Source organism: Arenibacter hampyeongensis, assembly GCF_002909255.1.
GTDB classification, from domain to species: domain Bacteria; phylum Bacteroidota; class Bacteroidia; order Flavobacteriales; family Flavobacteriaceae; genus Arenibacter; species Arenibacter hampyeongensis.
The window spans coordinates 312630-336751 of sequence record NZ_PIOB01000002.1 but is presented as its reverse complement, the minus strand read 5'-3'; the positions used below and the strand labels follow the sequence as shown (position 1 = coordinate 336751).

9 protein-coding genes are annotated in these 24122 nt (G+C 44.3%); all 9 read right to left on the bottom strand.

Annotated elements, in window-relative coordinates:
- Positions 1-16: 16 nt before the first annotated feature.
- Positions 17-1099, bottom strand: coding sequence for a phosphotransferase family protein (locus CWD91_RS06290; protein ID WP_103440131.1), 1083 nt, complete (start codon positions 1097-1099; stop codon positions 17-19).
- Positions 1100-1147: 48 nt separating this feature from the next.
- On the bottom strand, positions 1148-2326 hold the full coding sequence (locus tag CWD91_RS06285; RefSeq protein ID WP_103440130.1) for an acyl-CoA dehydrogenase family protein: 1179 nt from the start codon (positions 2324-2326) through the stop codon (positions 1148-1150).
- Between the two features lie 91 nt (positions 2327-2417).
- Positions 2418-3752 carry an enoyl-CoA hydratase-related protein gene (locus CWD91_RS06280; RefSeq protein ID WP_103440129.1) on the bottom strand — a complete coding sequence of 445 codons (1335 nt, stop codon included), beginning with the start codon at positions 3750-3752 and terminating at the stop codon, positions 2418-2420.
- A 67-nt stretch (positions 3753-3819) separates the two neighbouring features.
- Entirely contained in the window at positions 3820-4608 is a 789-nt protein-coding gene (locus tag CWD91_RS06275; RefSeq protein WP_103440128.1) for a glucose 1-dehydrogenase, read from the bottom strand.
- 85 nt (positions 4609-4693) lie between these two features.
- The gene (gene fabG, locus CWD91_RS06270) at positions 4694-5437 is read right to left on the bottom strand and encodes a 3-oxoacyl-ACP reductase FabG (protein WP_103440127.1); all 744 of its coding nucleotides are present in this window, start codon (positions 5435-5437) and stop codon (positions 4694-4696) included.
- A gap of 284 nt (positions 5438-5721) precedes the next feature.
- Positions 5722-6117, bottom strand: a complete 396-nt coding sequence (locus tag CWD91_RS06265) for a hypothetical protein (protein WP_103440126.1) — start codon at positions 6115-6117, stop codon at positions 5722-5724.
- A gap of 54 nt (positions 6118-6171) precedes the next feature.
- A complete protein-coding gene (locus CWD91_RS06260; protein WP_103440125.1) occupies positions 6172-8115 on the bottom strand; it encodes an OmpA family protein in 1944 nt (647 codons plus the stop codon).
- A 9-nt stretch (positions 8116-8124) separates the two neighbouring features.
- A complete protein-coding gene (locus tag CWD91_RS06255; protein ID WP_103440124.1) occupies positions 8125-9060 on the bottom strand; it encodes a PorP/SprF family type IX secretion system membrane protein in 936 nt (311 codons plus the stop codon).
- 36 nt (positions 9061-9096) lie between these two features.
- Positions 9097-24069: an Ig-like domain-containing protein gene (locus tag CWD91_RS06250; protein ID WP_157943738.1), complete on the bottom strand. Its 14973-nt coding sequence runs from the start codon at positions 24067-24069 to the stop codon at positions 9097-9099.
- Positions 24070-24122: the final 53 nt, after the last annotated feature.

Genomic DNA, 24122 nt, shown 5'->3' with positions numbered 1-24122 from the left:
AGATAACTACCTCAGTTTAAAAAAGATTGTCCAATCTTTTTTTTGCTATGGCCATATGGGCTATTTCACCAAGCAGGTTTACCCCATCAATTAGTTTTGCAAAACGTTGGTCCTGAGTAATTCCCTTTTTGTATCGGTAGTATATTTGTTGAATAATCACCGCTATTTTGAATAATCCATAAACGTAGTAAAAGACAATATTGTTTACCTCCCGTCCACTTTTTAGAGCGTATTGCTGTACCACTTCTTCCCGGGATAGGTTTCCCGGAAGATTTGTAGGTGTTAGGTTCAAGACCTTCATAAAATCTGGATCTTTAGGGTTTATCCAATAACCAAGGGAGGTACCCAAGTCCATTAATGGGTTTCCAATTGTGGCCATTTCCCAATCCAGTACGGCATTGATTTTGGTCCAATCCTGGGTATCCAACACTAAATTATCGTATTTAAAATCGTTATGAATCAAAGAAAAGTGTTTTGGTTCCTTCGGCATATTCTCGTTCAACCATTTTGCTGCTGATTCAATTCTTGGTATTTCGTCTGTTTTGGATTTGTAGTAACGCCTGGTCCAACCTTCAATCTGACGTTGCATATACCCTTCTGGCTTGCCAAAATCATTCAATCCAATTTTCCTTACGTCCAGTTTGTGTAGGTCTACCAAGGTATCTACATAACTATTTGATATGCGTAGCATTAGCTCTGGATCGGGAATCATTTCCAATGGCATTTTTGCCCTTAAAATGACACCTTCCATTCGCTCCATCAGGTAGAAGGGACAGCCTAAAATAGTTTCATCTTCACAGTAAAGTATAGGAGTGGGTACTTTACTGTAATTTGGTTTTAAGGCCGTTAAAATTTCGTACTCACGCTTCATATCGTGACCGGATTTAATATTGGCACCTATAGGCGGTCTTCTCAACACGTATTCCCTTTTTCCTATGTGCAGGAGATAAGTTAGGTTGGAATAGCCACTTGGAAATTGGCTTAGTCTAAAATCTCCGTCGATGGTAAAGAATTGCTTTAAATAGGATTGCAATTTATCCATTGGTAATTCTTCCCCTTGGCGGACCGTCGCCGATGTATCGTTCCAAGTGTTTAACATGTTTGTTGCTTTTTCTGGACCAAGGAGGTTATTAAAACCATTTGGTTATTATGTTCTATATTCTTTCAAAATCTGTCTGGCCAAACTGCTTTTGTGTACTTCGTCCGCACCGTCATAAATTCGGGCAGCGCGTTCATGCCTATAATAGAAAGCCAAAATGGTATCGTCAGTAAGGCCTAAGGCACCATGGACCTGAATGGCCTTGTCTACTACTCTTTGGAGTACGTTGGCGCAATAAAATTTTATTATCGATATCTCCTTTCTTGTTTTGTAGGCTCCTTGTGTATCAATTTTTTTTGCGGCATCCTGAATCAACAAGCGGGCAGCATTAATTTCGGCTCTGGATTCGGCAATCCAGTTTTGAACGGTCTGTTTATCTGCCAATGTTTTGCCATGTGCCAATTCCCTTGCAACTGCACGTTTGCACATTAGATCAAAAGAACGCTCGCAAATACCCATCCATCGCATGCAATGGTGAATACGCCCTGGCCCCAATCGGTTTTGGGCAATGGTAAAGCCCTCGCCTTCGGCACCCAGTATATTGCGCTGTGGTACTGTTACATCCTGAAATTTTATTTCGGAATGACTTTCCCAGCCACTACCGGGATGTCCCATAAGGGGTATGTTCCTAATCAATTTTACACCTTCGCCATCGGTTGGTACAATAACTTGACTAGCTTTTTTATGCGCATCCGAAGCATCGGGATTAGTTACCAACATCACAATGGCAAAGGCAGCACCATCAAAGCCAGTGGTAAACCATTTATGGCCATTTATTACATAATTGCCTTCTTTTTTAAATGCCATTGTCCCCATATCTACAGGATTGGAGCCGGCATAATCTGGCTCTGTCATTGCAAAACAACTCCTAATATCCCCGGCCAATAGAGGGTATAGGTATTTTTCTTTTTGTTCCTTGGTTCCAAATTCGATCAATATTTCCATGTTGCCAGCGTCAGGAGCTTGGCAATTAAAGGTGTAATGTCCATAGGGACTAGCCCCTAGGATTTCACTAATTTCCCCGTGCTCGGAATTTGTAAGTCCTAAGCCACCGTATTCTTGAGGAATCTGTGGCAGCCAAAGGCCCAGCGTTTTTACTTTTTTGCGAAGTTCATTCAGTTTTGGTAATTTTTCCTCCCAACTACAATTTAAAATCCATGGTTCCAAGGGAAATAATTCCTCTCGTACAAAGGCACGAATATTACTCTTTATCTCTTCGAAATTCATTTTTTTTTATTTTTTGGAAACTCCAATTAATAAGTAAAATCGGCTTAGGGTATCTTTTATAAGTGGTTGGTTGCTGCCTTTTAATTTATGGTTATTTACCAATAAATTTGGCTGGACGTTTTTCTAAAAAGGCACTTACACCTTCTGCAAAATCGTGACTTCCGAAAGTGGTTACTTGTTTTTCGGCCTCAAAAGCAATGGTTTCATATAAATCATGGCCCATGGCATAGGACATATCTTCCTTTGTAATGCCTACTGCCAGTGTTGGGCGCTTGGCCAATTCATGGGCCCAGGTTTTAGTGCTCGAAAGCAATTCGGCATCATCCTCAACCAATTTATTGGTTAAACCAAGGCTTAAACACTCCTGCGCTGTTACTTTTTTTCCTTCCACAGCTATCTGTAGGGCTTTGCTATAGCCCACTTGTCTTGCCAAAAGCCAGCTTCCCCCACCGTCTGGGCCCAAACCTATATTTACAAAGGCATATAATAGGGAACTGCTTTTGGACATTACCCTAAAATCACAGGCGAGGGCAATCGAGGCACCTACACCGGCAGCCGTTCCGTTTATTGCCCCGATAATAGGCTTGCGAAGTGTAAAAAAAGTGCGCATTAAGGGTAGGTAGGTTTTGGTAATATAAGCACGGCCTTCTTCAGGTGTAATTTGACCGAAGACCGCCATATCGGCGCCGGCACAAAACCCTTTGCCTGCACCAGTTATTACTACGGCACGTATATCATCATCCTTGCGAATTAAGTTTATGGCATTTGTAATCCCGTTTACAACATCATCGGTAACCGCATTATATCTTTCTGGCCTATTAAGGGTTATAATTCCGATGTCACCTTCTTTTTCAAAAAGAACGGTATTGTTGTCATTTTTTTGGATGGTCTTGGAAGTTTCCTTGTTGGTTGCAGAATTTTCTTGTTTCTTATTGGGATCGGAGTATACCTGTGCAATAAATTCTGCAACACAGGCTGGTTTCTCTTCCCCTTTTAGCTCAAATACAATCTTTAATTTGTATTTGGCCCCGCCTTCAATAGGGCTGAATTCCATTAAAGACACTCTCGCCCTTAAAAAGGCGCCTACCGGGGTGGCATTCATAAAACGAACCTTGTCCAACCCGTAATTTACTCCCATGGCTACGTCCAATATTTTGAAGGTTTCATAACAGAATTTGGAGGCCAACGATAAGACCAAAAAACCATGTGCCACCGTTTTTTTGTAGGGGGAGTATTTGGCGGATTTTTCAGGATTGACATGAATCCATTGGTTGTCGTCCGTGGTTCTGGCAAAAGTGTCGATCATTTCTTGGGTTATGGTCATCCAATTGGATAATCCCAGCTCTTTACCTTGATAATGGGTCAAGTCTGATAGATTTGGAATTTTAGTGGAATACGCCTTGTCTATTACTTTCTCTTCTGCCATATTGTAAGTATTATATCTAAAAATATTTTCTTTTATGTAACTTGGAATGCTCGGTTATATGTAATTTTTAATTAAATCCACCCGCAATCATATGGCCCCCATCAGCCGTAAATACCGATCCGGTACAATAACTTGAAGCTTCGGACGCCAAAAAACAGGCCAGGCCTGCCATTTCATCGGGTAAGGCCATTCTCCCTGAAGGTAAATCACTTGTTGCCCTGGCCAATATTTTTTCATTTTGCCAAAGGGCGGAACTAAATTTGGTCTTTATTAGACCCGGACAAATGGCATTGGCACGGATGCCAAATTTGCCCCATTCCACTGCTTGTGATTTGGTCAACATTATGACCGCAGCCTTGCTTACACTGTATAATCCCAATCCAGCAGTAGGTTTCATTCCTTCTACCGAGGCAATATTGATTATACTACCGCCTCCCCTTTTTTTCATGATCGGATAACAATGATTGGCCAAAAGGAAGGGCGCCTTAACATTTATATCCATTATTTTATCGAAAAGGGCATAATCCATAGTATCCAATGTGCCATAAAATGGATTGGTCGCGGCGTTGTTCACTAATATATCCACGCCTCCGTAGGCATTAAGGGTTTGTTCCAACAAATTGTGGATTTGTTTTTCATCTCCAACATGGCATGCTATCCCCATTGCTTCCAGTCCATCTGTTTTTAAATTGTGGGCCACTAGGTCAACGGCCTCCTGGCTTCTGGAGCTTATGACGACTTTGGCACCATATTCGGCCAGACCTCTGGCAATTGATTCACCAATGCCTTTACTAGCCCCTGTAATTATGGCCACTTTGTCCTTTAAATCGAATTTTTGTTTTATTCTTGTTGTCATGATGGTTTTAATTGCAAGGCGTTATGAGTGTTGAATTTGTTATGGCACCTAAAATTGCCTTTTTACAAAGCATTAATTATTTCTATTACACCGGCATGGCACCACCATTGGCATGCAATGTATGACCACTTATAAAACCGGCTTCTTTTGAGGCTAGGAACAGATAGGCATGTCCCATATCTTCAGGGGTGCCTATTCGGCCCACCGGTATCGTAGAAATCCCAGCCTGAATTACATCGTCGGGCATGGAATCTGTCATTTCGGTTTTTATAAATCCTGGGGCAACTGCGTTTACGGTAATATTGTATTTGCCAACTTCCCTGCAGAGGGCATGTGTAAAGCCCACTATGGCCGCCTTACTGGCACTGTAATTAGTTTGTCCAAATGCTCCCTGGAAGGCATTTATTGAGGATGCCGAAATTATCCTCCCATAATTGGCTGCCTTCATATGTGGTACTACCGCCTTGGCAGTGATGTATAAGGAATCGACATTCACCCGCATTACTTGGTCCCATTCCTCACGACTCATTTTTAAGATGGAGCGGTCGCGAATAATTCCTGCATTGTTGATCAGGACATCTATTTTGCCATGATCTGATATGATCTTGGCAACGGCATTGTCAACGGATTCCTGGTTGCCAACATCTACCTTTTGAAAGAATATTTTGCCTCCAGCCTTAGTAATTTTGTCGGCAGTTTGTTGGCCATCCTGCAAAACATCCCAAAGGGCTACAGTTGCGCCTTCATTACAAAATACCTTGCAGATTCCTTCACCAATTCCTCTTGCCCCACCTGTAACGATGACGAGCTGTCCCTCCAGTTTTTTCATTTTTATTAAAGTTTGACCGATTTTAATTCAGTAATTTAAAAAACTTTGAAGACAAACTCTAATGAAGGAACAAGTATTATGGTCTGAAAGCCTTAACCTTTACCTTTTATACGATCGGAAATAGTCTAGGAGAATAATTATTGAATGTAAATTGATTTATTCCTACAAAATTGGAAACATTTTGTTCAGATGTGCCAAGGACGAAAATTGGATTTGAAATTGAAGTATATAAAGTAAATCATTTACACGACTTATTTTTTTGCTCTACAATAGGTAGGGATTATTCATCTAGCATATGATCGGTCAACAATTTTTTGCCATTTTAAGTGATTAAGTGGTTTAGTAAAATAATCTAATATTATATTATTTTCTAAAGCCTCTAATATGTCATTTGAAGGAATAAAAGAAGTACAGGCATAGAGATGAATCCTATCTTTAAAATCTGGTTTTATTTTGCTTATTTCATTAAGAAAGCTACAACTTTCGTTGGCTAAATTGTCGAAATCCACCAATATGATAATCGGTACAGAGGTCATGTCCGAATGATTTTGAGTGATGTAAATGATAAGGTCCTGTGTCGCGAAGAAATTATTGTCATAATGAAGGTTAGGGATTTTTTCTATTGACCTTTTGGTCAGATAGAGGAAAATATTATCCTTGGATAAGATGTAGACTTTCATTTCTTTTTAATAGTTAATTTGAATGTTCATTACTATTAATATTTGCTCAGATTTTTATTCCGTGACAATAAATTCGGATCTTCGGTTTTTGAGGTATTCATCTTCTGAACATTTTACACCGGAGTGGCAATGGTTCGTTGGTCTTGTTTCCCCAAAGCCTTCGGACGATAATCTAGTTGGTTCTATCCCTTTTTCAATCAAGTACGCCATTGTGGCGTGCGCCCTTTTTTTGGAAAGTTGCAAATTGTATGCTGCATCCCCTAGGGCATCGGTGTGTGAACGAATCTGTATGGAGGAGTGTGGGTATTGTTTCATATAGGCCACTACTTCGTTCAGACCAATTTTAGCGTCTTTCGTGATTACAGATCTGTCAAGATCGAAATAGACAGGCTCCAAGTCTAGGCTTATGGCCAGGTCGGTACCTATTTTTACCTCTTCAATATTGGCGGAAAGGAGTATTTCCAACTCCTTATTTTTAGTAGTATTTCTAAGGGTTACAGGTGTGTTCTCTGTTTCATATCCGGTCTTGGTTGCTATTATGTTATGATTCCCTATGCTACAGCCTGCTTCCAAAGTAAATGTGCCGTTTTTGGAAGTGATATTTTTGACAATTGATTCTCCTTCTCTTTTCGTTAGGACCAATTCAGTGCCTGCAAGGAACTCACCGGTTCTACTATCCCTGACGGTTCCGGTAATTAAGTTTGAACATGAAAACGGAATTGAACTGAGTTGGACAAAGCTGTATATGTCATCACTTCCAACTCCACCTTTCCTGTTTGATGCGAAGTATCCCTTGTTGGTGTCCATGTCAATAATGTACGAGAAATCATCCATTGTGCTGTTTATGGGCTTGCCCAGGTTAAGCACCTGTATTTCCGATGTGCTCTTCAATGGGGTGGCAAATACGTCGAGCCCGCCTAGACCAGGGTGACCGTCTGATGCGAAGTACAAAATGTTATCGCTTGAAACAAAGGGAAAGGTTTCCCTTGATTCGGTATTGATCGGGCTTTCCAGGTTTGTAGGAGGGCCGTAAGATCCATCCGCATTGATGGTTACGGAAAAGATATCGGAGGCACCTTTGGTACCAGGCATATCGGAGGCGAAGTACAATGTTTTTTCGTCCGCGCTTAGACAGGGATGTGCCACGGAATGGCCATCGCTATTGAAGGGGAGTTCGGTAATGTCTGTCCAATCACCATTGCGTAGTTCTGCTTTATATATTTTGAGTCGGCTGACTCCGTCTCCATCCCTTGCAAATTTCCCATTCCTGGAGTTGTTCCTAGTAAAATAAATAGTGCTGCCATCTTTGGTAAATATTGCCGATGCCTCATGGGTCCTAGTATTCAAATTGGGAGAGAACTTTGCGGTGCCGACAAGTTCCCCGTTTTCACTTACAGTTGCAGAATAGAGATTGTTGAAAGGATTACCGTCCCATTCATTTATGTTCCTGGATACAATACCTGTGTCCCGGGCAGTTGAGAAAACCAGTTGGTCAAGATAAATTGCTGGGGCATAATCGGATTTATCGGAGTTGATGGAAATATTATTTATGGTGTATCTACCTGAATTCTTACCTATGCTTTCCCTGTAATCTGGATTCTTGTTAAACTGTTGCACGCGACTGTCATAATTGTCCAAACCCCGCAACCTTTCCATTACAAGGTCTGATTCTCTGTATTTTTCAAGGGATTTTAAAGTGAGTGCATAGCGGTGGTAGAAATCGCTTTCCATCTTTTCCTTATCAAGGATATATAATTTTTCGTACCAAAGAGCGGCCTCTGTATACCGGGCGTTGTAAAAGTTGGCATCCCCGAGTCTTTTATAGATTTCTCTAGAGGACATCCCTTTTTTCACTAGGTCTTCATAAGAGCCTATAGCATTAGAATAGGCATATTGGCTAAAGTCCGAATTGGCTTTGTCCACTTTTTTTTCTTGTGCACCGGAAGGGAAACAGACCAAAGCCGAGACACATAGAATGTATGATAACTTTTTGCACATTTTTTTATTTTAAAAGAATCTTGGCGCCACTACTCTTCTATGCCTTGTGAGAAACTCGTATCGGAGAAATATCTCGAAGGACCCATCGTTGAACTGTGTAGCGCCCAATTCTGTTGTCTCCTTATCATAAGCGAGCCCTAACATGATCTTATCGTTCATTTGAAAACCAAATAAAACACTTAGTGCGGCATCCCAACGATAAGCGGCACCGAGAGAAAATTTTTCGTTCAAAAGGAATGTGGCGGATAGGTCTATTTGAAGGGGTGCACCGGTAACTACCTTTAAAAGAGCGGCTGGCTTTAATTTTAGATTGGGATTCAAATCAAATATATTCCCTACTATCAGGTACCAGTTCATGCGCTCCTTGGCCAAATAGGAGCTATTTTCTCCGGAACCATCGAAATGTTCGGTCTCCAGGAAATTGGGTACAGAAAGTCCAGCATAGAAACGGTCTGTATGATAATAGATTCCGGCTCCAAAATTGGGAGAGAAACGTTTATCTATTCCATTGGTTCCGGACACTTCCTCCCCATTGTAATTTCTAAGCTTATTGAAATCCAAATTAAGAAGATGTCCACCGGCCTTTAGCCCAAATGATAGTCTCTCCGATTCAGATAGCGGTATGGTATACGAGAAGGCAGCATCAAAATAAGTATCTTGATTTGTGCCATTGCCAATTTCATCATTTACGATGGAAAACCCTAATCCAACCCTTTGTGTTATAGGGGTATGCAGGTTTAGTGTCTGGGTATTGGGGGCTCCATCGAGGCCCACCCATTGGGAACGGTGTAAGGCGGCAATGCTCAACACTCCACGTGAACCGGCATAGGCAGGGTTGATACCTATGGTATTGTACATGTACTGCGTATATTGGGCATCCTGCTGGGCGGTGGCTGCTACCACAAAGCCTATAGTAAGTACAATTGTTAAAATTAATTTTTTCATGGTCTCTTTAATATTTTATTATAATGAATTTGCAGTTTATCTGTTGATGTATAAATAACCGGACATGGTCTTACCGTCCCCATTGGCGACATATTTAATAATGTAGAAGTAGACTCCAACGGGAAGCTCTTCATTAGCTCGTAAAGTGGCCCTGCCATTGGATGTTCCCCTAAAGGCATTGGAATTGTTGTTGTACCCCTTGATTTCAGATACTTTTACACCCCAACGATTATAAATTTCAACTGTATTTTCTGGGAACAATTCTATAAAGTTGATTTTGAATATACCGTCATTGGAATTTGGTGTTACCAAATCGCTTTCAATTGCAATGTCACAGGCCGTTCCAGCCGGTGGATTCCCTCCAATTGAATCACATGCGTCGAGAGGGCTCGTACCATCTATGACCTCCTGGCCATCCAAAATGCCATCACCATCCGTATCTTCATTTGCAGGATCTGTGCCCAAGTTGTCTTCTTCATTGGTGGTAAGGCCATCAGAATCACAATCGCTGGAGCCTTGTGGAGTACCGCCAAGGGAATCGCAATCATCTAAAGGATTGGTATTATCAATAACTTCTAGGCCATCACTTATACCATCGTTGTCAGTGTCAGGATTATTGGGATCGGTGCCTAAAACGGTTTCTTCTTCGTTGGCCAGACCGTCCCCATCATCATCCAATGAAATGGTTATGGTTCCCACACCAGTATTTCCAGCTGTATCAATAACCGAAATATTTAAAACATCCTCGTTGCCCAATGTAGGAAGGGTGCCGTTATCCGGAGTCACAACTCCAGTATCTAGATTCCAATTACCGTTTACATCTGTAATTACGATATAAGAAACATCTGCAATATTATCTTCATCGGTATCAATTTCGATGACCAAGGCCTCATTGGGCCCTCCCTGTCCCGTTAATACAGGCCTTGTGACCATAGCAGCGGTATTATCCACAGTTGGTGAGTTTGTATCCACTACAATTTGAAGTACATTGGATATTTCACTCGTGTTACCACCCGCATCGGTTGCTTGTGAGGTAATTTCATAATTGCCATCGGCAAGTGAGGTAGCAGTATAGTCAAAGAGCCAGTTGCCAGTTGAATCGGCAGTCACGGTTCCAATGCCAGTACCGAACACGAACACTTCCACGGAAGAATTTGGTTCTGCGGTTCCATTGAAGGACAGCGTATTGTCATTGGTGACCCCATCTGTATTATCTGCTCCAGAATCGTCACTAATGCCAGTAAAAGCAGGAATAACAGGAGCAGTAGTATCGAAGGTCAGCTCTAAAGTTGTTGTGTCATCCATACTGTTCCCAGCTGTATCCGTACTGGTCACCGCTACTTCATTGGTACCGTTCACATTTGGATTAAAAGCCCCACTAACTGGTGTTGCCGTTTCTGTATCAATGCTCCAGTCTCCGGAACCATCAGCCGTAGTCGTATAGGTTGCACCCGCTACAACTACGGTTACAGTACTACCAGTCTCGGCCGTGCCGTTTAGTACTGGGGTAATGTCATTGGTGATCTGACTCGCAATTGTTGGTACAGCTGGTGGCGTTGTATCGATGCTCAACTCTAAAGTAGTTGCATCCACAGTACTGTTCCCAGCAGCATCCGTACTGGTCACCGCTACTTCATTGGTACCGTTAACATCTGGTGCAAAAGCTCCACTAACTGGTGTCGTTGTTTCCGTATCAATGCTCCAGTCTCCGGAACCATTAGCCATAGTCGTATAGGTTGCACCGGCTACCACTACGGTTACGGTACTTCCAATCTCGGCCGTACCGTTGAGTACTGGTGTTGTGTCATTTGTAATTTGAATTGCGACGGTTGGTTCGGCAGGATCGTTGGTATCTATGGTCAACTCCAAGGTAGATGTATCCACAGTACTGTTCCCAGCAGCATCCGTATTGGTCACCGTTACTTCATTGGTGCCGTTCACATCTGGTGCAAAAGTTCCACTATCAGGAACAGCCGATTCCGTATCAATGCTCCAGTCTCCGGAACCATCAGCCGTAGTCGTATAGGTTGCACCTGCGACCACTACGGTAAGGGTACTTCCAATCTCGGCCGTACCGCTGAGTACCGGTGTTGTGTCGTTGGTAATTTGACTCACAACTGTTGGCTCGGCAGGATCGTTGGTATCCATGGTCAACTCCAAGGTAGAGGTATCCATAGTACTGTTGCCAGCAGCATCCGTGCTGGTCACCGCTACTTCATTGGTGCCGTTCACATTTGGTGCAAAAGTACCACTAACTGGTGTTGCTATTTCCGTATCAATGTTCCAGTCTCCGGAACCATCAGCCGTAGTCGTATAGGTTGCACCGGCTACCACTACGGTAAGGGTACTTCCAATCTCGGCCGTACCACTGAGTACCGGTGTTGTGTCATTTGTAATTTGAATTTCGACGGTTGGTTCGGCAGGATCGGTGGTATCCAAGGTCAACTCCAAGGTAGTAGTGTCCACAGTACTATTGCCAGCAGCATCCGTACTGGTCACCGCTACTTCATTGGTACCGTTCACATTTGGATTAAAAGCTCCACTAACTGGTGTTGCTATTTCCGTATCAATATTCCAGTCTCCCGAACCATCCGCTGTAATCGTATAGGTTGCACCGGCTACCACTACGGTTACGGTACTTCCAATCTCGGCCGTACCGCTGAGTACCGGTGTTGTGTCATTCGTAATCTGACTCACAACTGTTGGCTCGGCAGGATCCGTAGTATCTATGGTCAACTCCAAGGTAGAGGTATCCACAGTACTGTTGCCTGCAGCATCCGTACTGGTCACCTCTACCTCATTGGTACCGTTCACATTTAGTGCAAAGACGCCATCATCAGGTTTTGCTATTTCCGTATCTATGCTCCAGTCTCCGGAACCATCGGCGGTAGTAATATAGGTTGCACCCGCTACCACTACGGTAAGGGTACTTCCAATTTCGGCAGTACCACTGAGTACCGGTGTTGTGTCATTCGTAATCTGACTCACAACTGTTGGCTCGGAAGGATCTGTAATGTCTATGGTCAACTCTAAAGTTGTTACATCTACAGTACTGTGCCCTGCAGCATCCGTACTGGTCACCGCTACTTCATTGGTACCGTTCACATTTGGTGCAAAAGTTCCACTATCAGGAACAGCCGATTCCGTATCAATGCTCCAATTTCCGGAACCATCAGCGGTAGTAGAATAGGTTGCACCCGCAACCACTACGGTAAGGGTACTTCCAATCTCGGCCGTACCACTGAGTACCGGTGTTGTGTCGTTGGTAATCTGACTCACTATTGTTGGTACAGCTGGTGGAGTTGCATCGATGGTCAACTCTAAAGTTGTTGCATCTACAGTACTATTGCCTGCAGCATCCGTACTGGTCACTACTACTTCATTGGTACCATTCACATTTGGATTAAAAGCTCCACTAACTGGTGTTGCTATTTCCGTATCAATGTTCCAGTCTCCGGAACCATCCGCTGTAATCGTATAGGTTGCACCGGCTACCACTACGGTAAGGGTACTTCCAATCTCGGCCGTACCGCTGAGTATCGGTGTTGTGTCATTTGTAATTTGAATTTCGACGGTTGGCTCGGCAGGATCCGTAGTATCTATGGTCAACTCCAAGGTAGACGTATCCACAGAACTGTTCCCTGCAGCATCCGTACTGGTCACCGCCACCTCATTGGTACCGTTCACATCTGGTGCAAAAGCTCCACTAACTGGTGTTGCCGTTTCCGTATCTATGGTCCAGTCTCCGGAACCATCCGCTGTAATCGTATAGGTTGCACCCGCTAACACTACGGTAAGGTTACTTCCAATTTCGGCCGTACCGCTGAGTACCGGAGTTGTGTCATTTGTAATTTGAGTTTCGACGGTTGGTTCGGCAGGATCGGTGGTATCCATGGTCAACTCCAAGGTAGAGGTATCCACAGAACTGTTCCCGGCAGCATCCGTGCTGGTCACTGCTACTTCATTGGTACCGTTCACATTTGGATTAAAAGCCCCACTAACTGGTGTTGCCGTTTCTATATCAATGCTCCAGTCTCCGGAACCATCAGCCGTAGTCGTATAGGTTGCACCGGCTACCACTACGGTTACGGTACTTCCAATCTCGGCCGTACCACTGAGTACTGGTGTTGTGTCATTTGTAATTTGAGATTCTACAGTAGGTTCGGCAGGATCCGTAGTATCCATGGTCAACTCCAAGGTAGAGGTATCCACAGTACTGTTCCCGGCAGCATCCGTACTGGTCACCGCTACTTCATTGGTACCGTTCACATTTGGATTAAAAGCCCCACTAACTGGTGTCGTTGTTTCTGTATCAACGCTCCAGTCTCCGGAACCATTAGCCGTAGTCGTATAGGTTGCACCGGCTACCACTACGGTAAGGGTACTTCCAATCTCGGCAGTTCCTTCAATTACTGGTGTTGTGTTGTTGGTTATTTGAGTTTCGACGGTTGGTTCGGCAGGATCGGTGGTATCCATGGTCAACTCCAAGGTAGTAGTGTCCACAGTACTATTGCCAGCAGCATCCGTACTGGTCACCGTTACCTCATTGGTGCCGTTCACATCTGGTGCAAAAGTTCCACTATCAGGAACAGCCGATTCCGTATCAATGCTCCAGTCTCCGGAACCATCAGCCGTAGTCGTATAGGTTGCACCTGCGACCACTACGGTAAGGGTACTTCCAATCTCGGCCGTACCGCTGAGTACCGGTGTTGTGTCGTTGGTAATTTGACTCACAACTGTTGGCTCGGCAGGATCGTTGGTATCCATGGTCAACTCCAAGGTAGAGGTATCCATAGTACTGTTGCCAGCAGCATCCGTGCTGGTCACCGCTACTTCATTGGTGCCGTTCACATTTGGTGCAAAAGTACCACTAACTGGTGTTGCTATTTCCGTATCAATGTTCCAGTCTCCGGAACCATCAGCCGTAGTCGTATAGGTTGCACCGGCTACCACTACGGTAAGGGTACTTCCAATCTCGGCCGTACCGCTGAGTACCGGTGTTGTGTCGTTGGTAATCTGACTCACTATTGTTGGTACAGCTGGTGGAGTTGCATCGATGGTCAACTCTAAAGTTGTTGCATCTACAGTACTATTGCCTGCAGCATCCGTACTGGTCACTACTACTTCATTGGTACCATTCACATTTGGATTAAAAGCTCCACTAACTGGTGTTGCTATTTCCGTATCAATGTTCCAGTCTCCGGAACCATCCGCTGTAATCGTATAGGTTGCACCGGCTACCACTACGGTAAGGGTACTTCCAATCTCGGCCGTACCGCTGAGTATCGGTGTTGTGTCGTTGGTAATTTGATTTGCAACTGTTGGTTCTGCAGGATCCGTAGTATCTATGGTCAACTCCAAGGTAGAGGTATCCACAGTACTGTTCCCGGCAGCATCCGTACTGGTCACCGTTACTTCATTGGTACCGTTCACATTGGGATTAAAAGCCCCACTAACTGGTGTTGCCGTTTCTGTATCAACGCTCCAGTCTCCGGAACCATCCGCTGTAATCGTATAGGTTGCACCCGCTACCACTACGGTAAGGGTACTTCCAATTTCGGCCGTACCGCTGAGTACCGGTGTTGTGTCATTTGTAATTTGAGTTTCGACGGTTGGTTCGGCAGGATCGGTGGTATCTATGGTCAACTCCAAGGTAGACGTATCCTCGGTACTGTTCCCGGCAGGATCCGTACTGGTCACCGCTACTTCATTGGTACCGTTCACATTTGGATTAAAAGCTCCACTAATTGGGGTAGCTGTTTCCGTATCAATGCTCCAGTCTCCCGAACCATCTGTTGTAGTGGTATAGTTTGCACCCGCTACAATGATAGTTATTCCAGAATTTGCTTCTGCAGTACCTTCAATTACTGGTGTTGTGTCGTTGGTAATTTGAGTTGCGACGGTTGGTTCGGCAGGGTCGATAGTATCCATGGTCAACTCCAAGGTAGAGGTATCCGCAGAACTGTTCCCTGCAGCATCCATACTGGTCACCACTACTTCATTGGTACCGTTAACATCTGGTGCAAAAGCTCCACTATCCGGTGTCGTTGTTTCCGTATCAACGCTCCAGTTACCTAGACCATTTGCTATAGTCGTATAGGTTGCACCGGCTACCACTACGGTAACGGTACTTCCAATTTCGGCCGTACCGCTGAGTACCGGTGTTGTGTCATTCGTAGTCTGACTCACAACTGTTGGTTCTGCAGGATCCGTAGTATCTATGGTCAACTCCAAGGTAGAGGTATCCACAGTACTGTTGCCAGCAGCATCCGTACTGGTCACCGTTACTTCATTGGTACCGTTCACATTGGGATTAAAAGCCCCACTATCCGGTGTTGCCGTTTCTGTATCAACGCTCCAGTCTCCGGAACTATCAGCCGTAGTAGTATAGGTTGCACCCGCTACCACTACGGTAAGGGTACTTCCAATCTCGGCCGTTCCGCTGAGTACCGGTGTTGTGTCGTTGGTAATTTGACTCACAACTGTTGGCTCGGCAGGATCGTTGGTATCCATGGTCAACTCCAAGGTAGACGTATCCACAGAACTGTTCCCAGCAGCATCCGTGCTGGTCACCGCTACTTCATTGGTACCGTTCACATTTGGTGCAAAAGTACCACTATCCGGTGTTGCCGTTTCCGTATCAATACTCCAGTCTCCGGAACCATCAGCCGTAGTCGTATAGGTTGCACCCGCTACCACTACGGTAAGGATACTTCCAATCTCGGCCGTACCACTGAGTACCGGTGTTGTGTCGTTGGTAATTTGACTCACAACTGTGGGTTCGGCAGGATCCGTAGTATCTATGGTCAACTCCAAGGTAGATGTATCCACAGTACTGTTCCCGGCAGCATCCGTACTGGTCGCCGTTACTTCATTGGTACCGTTCACATTTGGATTAAAAGTTCCACTATCAGGAACAGCCGATTCCGTATCAATGCTCCAGTCTCCGGAACCATCAGCGGTAGTAATATAGGTTGCACCCGCTACCACTACGGTAAGGGAACTTCCAATCTCGGCCGTACCACTGAGTACAGGTGTTGTGTCATTCGTAGTCTGACTCACAACTGTTGGTTCTGCAGGATCCGTAGTATCTATGGTCAACTCCATGGAAGACGTATCCACAGTACTGTTCCCGGCAGCATCCGTACTGGTCACCGTTACTTCATTGGTACCGTTCACATTGGGATTAAAAGCCCCACTAACTGGTGTTGCCGTTTCCGTATCAATGCTCCAGTCTCCGGAACCATCAGCCGTAGTCGTATAGGTTGCACCCGCTACCACTACGGTAACGGTACTTCCAATCTCGGCCGTACCGCTGAGTACCGGTGTTGTGTCATTGGTAATTAGAGTTTCGACAGTTGGTATTGCTGGTGGAGTTACATCAACGGTTAATAATGCATTATTGGAGTTAATAGGTGAACAAAGGAAAGAAGTTTCGGTGATTATCACCCTAAATTCATATCCACTTTCGGTACTAGTAACGGCCGTTAATGTTAATGCACTGGTATTACTTCCGGTATATATATCAGAAGTATTTGCCGCATCAATATCTATAAAACCAGATCCTTGTTGATCATCTACCTGCCATTGATATGCTAAACTTGTACCAGTAGCGGTTACTGAAAAGGTTTCAGGTGCACTACCATTCGTAAGAATATCTTGCGGTTGCTCTGTTCCTGTTGCTATAGTTGGTGCAACGCCCGGTTGTTGAAAATCGTACTGTGAATTAGAAGCACTATCTGCATTATTAGGTGTGGTATAACCGTCAGAAACGTTGGCACCTGTAACAAGACCGTTAACATCTACTATGGTTGGAGCATCCCCTAAAATTCCATCGGTGTCAAGATCAGTATAACCGGCTTCAACAACATCAGGGCATAAATCACCATCAGCATCCAATTCTAAATAATCTGCAATACCATCTGCAGAAGTTTCAGAGTCTAAAAGGGTATAATTTACCGTTCCACTATTCTGTTGCCCGCCCGCTTGAACTGAATTCGGTATACCGTCGGTTCCTACAGCTCCATTTAAACGTCCAATGGAAAAAAGTTGTCCACCACCAGATTCGACTACATCATAAATTCCATCATTATCAGCATCCAAATCAAAATGATTAGGTACCCCATCGGAATCAGTATCAAAAATATCTACAATTCCATCGGAATTTGCATCAACCCCAAAATCAAGGTCTCTATAATTCAGTATTCCGTCAGCATCTGTATCAACGCTTGGGTCAATACCTCCTGAAGTCTCTAATGTATCTAATATTCCATCATTATCATCATCTAAATCGACTGAATCAGGGATTCCATCCAAATCATTATCATCAACACCAACTTCTCTAAAATCTACTTCGGGAGTTGAACTGATTGCAATATTTGGTAAGTCTGAAGTGCCATTGTCCTGATCGTCATTTGAATCGAATAGGCCCCCAGTAGTATCAACGTTGTCATATGCGTTAAGTAAGCCATCTTGATCAAAATCCGTATTGTTTGTAGCTAGGGCAAAGCCCGCCTCCTTAGTATCAGATATTCCATCATTATCGGAGTCCAAATCCACATAATCAGGAATACCATCCGAATCTGTGTCAATAAATGTTAAACCCTCATTTCCAGAGCCTTCGTAGGCGTCCAATAAACCATCATTATCAGTATCCAGTGTGCCTGGAGCGATATAAGATAGGGTAGTTTGATATTCTACATTATCCGGAATACCATCATTGTCGGCATCGATATCCAATGCATCTGAAATACCATCTTCATCAGAATCTATTCCATCATTTACTGTAAATATTGGAAAAGAACCAGGGCCTGAAGCTACACCAGCAGGTGAACCAGCAGTATTAGTTGAAGATGTGGTATTTGATGGATCGAACAACCCATTTATATCACATGTTTGAAATAAAACAGAACCTAAATAATCATTTGAAGTAAAACCAGATTGCAGCTCTCCTGAAAATGTGATGGTTAAATCCGCTGTATCATAATAATTAAAGTATACAGCTAGTTTCGGGCCAAGATTAACCCCTGGCCATGTCTGTGCAGGTCCGTCGAAGGATGTTGTACCTGCAGCTAAATTTTCTGTAACGCTTAGCAGGCTGTTGTTATCTACGGCATATAACCCGGGACGTGCAAGGGTAACACTTTCTTTGGTGTTTGCTCCGTCAATATCATAAATTACACCACCAAATCGAATAAGAGTAACTTGAAAACTAGTTCCAGCGGCTACCAAAATTACATTAAAGGTTATACTTCCTGTCTCACCAGCTACACTAGCTACACTTCCTACATCAAAACTCGGTTGCCAAGCATCATTGTTTCCGGTGGAAGTATCATCAATGGAGTTCAAAGTAGCATTATTCATTGCTGAAATTACAACAATGGCGTCCAATACTCCTAGGCTTGAGGTAACAACACTTGAGAACCGATACTCAGCATTTATAGTGCCCGGTCCAGAGCCTGTACCTGTAACATAAGTTCCTCCGACAAAAGAACCAGGGGGGATGCCACAATCATCCCCTTGGGTATCTGTAGGTTTAAAGCCTAAGGATCCAACATAATCCAGAATACCATCATTATCATCGTCAATGTCTATATCATTGTTAATCCCATCTCCATCGGTATCTACAGCATCAGAAAACCCTATGGTTTCCCTAAAATCGACTTCACTTGTAGCCGGATTTTGGTCATTGGGAAACAGGGTGACATCCTGGTTGTTATTGGTAGCTCCATTTACATCCGCTATTCCATTAGTGGGACTTATACTTAGATCAAAAGCATCATCTAATCCATCATTATCTATGTCATTTCCTGATGGGGTAATTTCGGAAATATTGTCGCCATCAAGGTCGTACGCTTCTATTAGATCACTATACAAATCATTATCCGAATTGTCATCCCTAAAATCAGGATTACTTAGGCCACCAAAATTTATAGGTTGATAAATGGATTGCCCTGATCCTGGGGCTGTTTCGTAATTATCCGCTAGTCCATTTCCATCAGTGTCAGCACTTGGTCTAAGATACCCAGAAGTAGATTGCCATTCTATATTATCCACTATCCCATCGGCATCAGAATCCAAATCCAAATAGTCAGGATGGGCATCCGAATCATAATTTTCGAGCACATTTGTAAAATTACCACCGTTGTCGATATCAAAAACATCATCGATTCCATCATTATCGGAATCATTACCAGATGCTTGTACCAATTCATCATCCGTCTGAGATTCAACTAAATCCTTTATACCATCATTATCAGAATCAATATCCAAATAATTGGCGCCTCCTAAATTGTCACTATTCACAGGAACTGCAGTCACCCCTGCGCCGTCAACACTGCCAGCCTCTATTACATCTGGAATACCATTTGTGCCAACACTGCTTTCTGCGGCATCAATAGATCCATTACCATCTATGTCGAAACTACCATTTCCTGTTTCTACTACATCAGGAATACCATCATTATCACTATCTAAATCTTCATGATTAGGAATGCCATCATTATCAAAATCTGTTGATCCTTCAACGGTGTCGGTTATTCCATCGTTATCATCATCTTCATCTGTACTATTACAAAGACCATCCCCATCGGTATCGGTGCCATCATTGGCAGGATCGAAATTGTTTCCGGCGGCAAAGTCGGTATTTGATGTTGCCGAACAGTCGTCACAACCATCAGCATCCAGATCTTGGCAAATAGAAGGGTCTAAAGGATCGGTATCATCACCATCCAACACCCCATCGTTATCATCGTCGGTATCGCTGGCATCACAGATACCATCTCCATCGGTATCGGTACCGTCGTTGGCAGGGTCGAAATTGTTTCCGGCGGTAAAGTCGGTATTGGATGTTGCAGAACAGTCGTCGCAACCATCACCATCGACATCTTGGCAAATAGAAGGATCTAAAGGATCGGTATCATCACCATCCAACACCCCGTCGTTATCATTATCCGTATCACTATCGTCACAAATTCCATCCCCATCGGTATCGGTACCGTCGTTGGCAGGGTCGAAATTGTTTCCGGCCGTAAAGTCTATATTCGATGTTGCCGAGCAATCATCACAACCATCGCCATCCACATCTTGACAGATGGAAGGATCTAGAGGTGCGGCATCGGATTCGTCAGCAACCCCATCGTTATCATCGTCGGTATCACTGGCATCACAGATACCATCCCCATCGGTATCGGTACCGTCATTGGCAGGGTCAAAATTGTTTCCGGCGGTAAAGTCGGTATTGGATGTTGCGGAACAGTCGTCACAACCATCAGCATCCAGATCTTGGCAAATAGAAGGGTCTAAAGGATCGGTATCATCACCATCCAACACCCCGTCGTTATCATTATCCGTATCACCATCATCACAGATACCATCCCCATCGGTATCGGTACCGTCATTGGCAGGGTCGAAATTGTTTCCGGCGGTGAAGTCTGTATTGGATGTTGCCGAACAGTCGTCGCAACCATCACTGTCCAAATCTTGACATATGGAAGGATCTAGTGGTGCTGTATCGGATCCGTCAGCAACCCCATCGTTATCATCATCGGTATCGCTGGCATCACAGATACCATCCCCATCGGTATCGGTACCGTCATTGGCAGGGTCAAAATTGTTTCCGGCTGTAAAGTCGGTATTGGATGTTGCGGAACAGTCGTCACAACCATCACTGTCCACATCTTGACAGATGGAAGGATCTAGAGGAGCGGCATCGGATCCGTCAGCAACCCCATCGTTATCATCGTCGCTATCGCTGGCATCACAGATACCATCCCCATCGGTATCGGTACCGTCATTGGCAGGGTCAAAATTGTTTCCGGTGGTAAAGTCTGTATTGGATGTTGCCGAGCAATCATCACAACCATCACCATCCAGATCTTGACAAATGGAAGGATCTAGAGGTGCGGCATCGGATCCGTCAGCAACCCCATCGTTATCATCGTCGCTATCGCTGGCATCACAGATACCATCCCCATCGGTATCGGTACCGTCATTGGCAGGGTCAAAATTGTTTCCGGTGGTAAAGTCTGTATTGGATGTTGCCGAGCAATCATCACAACCATCACCATCCAGATCTTGACAAATGGAAGGATCCAATGGCGCAGTATCCACACCATCCAACACCCCATCGTTATCATCGTCGGTATCGCTGGCATCACAGATACCATCCCCATCGGTATCGGTACCGTCATTGGCAGGGTCGAAATTGTTTCCGGCCGTAAAGTCTGTATTGGATGTTGCCGAACAGTCGTCGCAACCATCACTGTCCACATCTTGACAGATGGAAGGATCTAGAGGTGCGGCATCGGATCCGTCAGCAACCCCATCGTTATCATCATCGGTATCGCTTGAATCACAAATTCCATCCCCATCGGTATCGGTACCGTCATTGGCAGGGTCGAAATTGTTTCCGGCGGTAAAGTCGGTATTGGATGTTGCGGAACAGTCGTCGCAACCATCACCATCCACATCTTGGCAGATGGAGGGATCTAGAGGTGCGGCATCGGATCCGTCAGCAACCCCATCGTTATCATCGTCGCTATCGCTTGAATCACAAATTCCATCCCCATCGGTATCGGTACCGTCATTGGCAGGGTCGAAATTGTTTCCGGCGGTAAAGTCGGTATTGGATGTTGCGGAACAGTCGTCGCAACCATCAGCATCCACATCTTGGCAGATGGAGGGATCTAGAGGTGCGGCATCGGATCCGTCAGCAACCCCATCGTTATCATCGTCGGTATCGCTGGCATCACAGATACCATCCCCATCGGTATCGGTACCGTCATTGGCAGGGTCGAAATTGTTTCCGGCGGTAAAGTCTGTATTGGATGTTGCGGAACAGTCGTCGCAACCATCACCATCCAGATCTTGGCAAATAGAAGGGTCTAAAGGATCGGAATCATCACCATCCAATACTCCATCGTTATCATTATCCGTATCACCATCATCACAGATACCATCCCCATCGGTATCGGTACCGTCATTGGCAGGGTCGAAATTGTTTCCGGCAGTAAAGTCTGTATTTGATGTTGCGGAACAGTCGTCGCAACCATCACTGTCCAGATCTTGGCAAATAGAAGGATCAAATGGCGCAGTATCCACGCCATCCAACACCCCATCGTTATCGTCATCGGTATCGCTGGCATCACAGATGCCATCCCCATCGGTATCGGTACCGTCATTGGCAGGGTCAAAATTGTTTCCGGCGGTAAAGTCTGTATTTGATGTTGCGGAACAGTCGTCGCAACCATCACCATCCAGATCTTGGCAAATAGAAGGGTCTAAAGGATCTGTGTCATCACCATCCAATACCCCATCGTTATCATTATCCGTATCACCATCATCACAGATACCATCCCCATCGGTATCGGTACCGTCATTGGCAGGGTCGATATTGTTTCCGGCGGTAAAGTCTGTATTGGATGTTGCCGAACAGTCGTCACAACCATCACTGTCCACATCTTGACATATGGAAGGATCTAGTGGTGCGGCATCGGATCCGTCAGCAACCCCATCGTTATCATCATCGCTATCTACTGAATTTAGATCCCCATCTCCATCAGTATCAATGTCAATTAAAATATTTACAGTAGCATCTGAACAAACAGATGGGGAAACTGCTGTATTGCATATTCTATAGATTATAGTTACTGTAGTCCCTGTTTCACCAGCTGTGGCCGTATAGGCCAATTCACCACTAATATTATCCAGCCCAACAATTCCGCTAGCGGTACCTCCAACTCTAGTCAAGGTTGTATTTAGGCCAGGGGAAAAATCATCATTCGAAACTATATTGACGTTCCCTAAAACTCCTTGAATCATTGTTGAAAAATCATCAACTGCAGTAGCAACCAACGGATTGGGGTCAGAGCCGTCCGGATTACCATCATTATCGTCATCTGGATCTCTATCATTACAAATTCCATCATTATCAGAATCTAGGCCATCGTTAGCGGTATTAAAATTTGCTCCAGGCGTAAAATCATTAGCGGCAGTGGCAGAACAATCGTCACAACCATCACCATCCACATCTCGGCAACTAGAAGGGTTTAGTGGTGCGTTGTCCGAACCGTCAAGCACCCCATCATTATCATCATCAGTGTCTGTTGAATTATAAATTCCATCTCCATCGGTATCTTCCTCCACCAAAATATCGATTGTGGTGGTTACCGGACATCCCCAAGAATCACCGGTAACAGTTATAGCATGGGAGCCTAAACCCGCAATTGCTGGATCGAAAGTTCCAGTTGATGAATTTGTAATTCCCGATCCACTAAAATTCACATTGGAAAGGTTTGGATTTCCAATTGGCGGATTGGTCTGTAAGTTGGCCGGAGCCGAGTTTATCAAGATTTCCTGTGGCTGAGATTCGGAAAATGCCAAAGGCCCTCCCATTCCAGCCGTATTGGTTCCGTTAATATTATTGGGTACTAGGGTTATGTTGGTTGATCTTCCTGAATAATTGGCTATTAGAAGTATATATGATTCACCTCTTTTAACATTCGGTATATCAATTTGCTCCGTGGCACCCCCACTGTAGCTACAATCAAATGGATTGCCTGGAGGAAAATTGCCCCCAGAACAGTTGGCAACGGCATCTGGACTGGTATAGGGGCCCCATATAGCAAAATCTACGTCCCTTAAACCCGAGTTGGATAATGTAAGATATAGATTTCCTGACTTTACAATTGTTAAAGTGTAAAAAGCGGAATTAGCGGTTGAATTTACAGTACAACTTGTGCAATTATTTACGGCTTGGTTTCCTGCACATGATGGCACAGCTCCAAAATTAGGTCCTGATGTTCTTGCAGGAAAGGCGGCATTGGGTGTACAAAGAATTTCTGCCTTAGGACAGGTTGGACCTTGCGCGCTTATTGTCTGCAGGCCAATAAAGGAATAAATGACCAAAAGCACCAAAAATCTGTAATTCGGCAGGGTAAATAAATTATTGAAGTCGGCTATTGTTGCATTTTTTAATTTTCGTACTAGGGAAGTGGGGATAAATTTCATAACCAAGTTGGCAAGCTTAATTAAACTGTTTCTTTTATTTTGATTGATTTTAA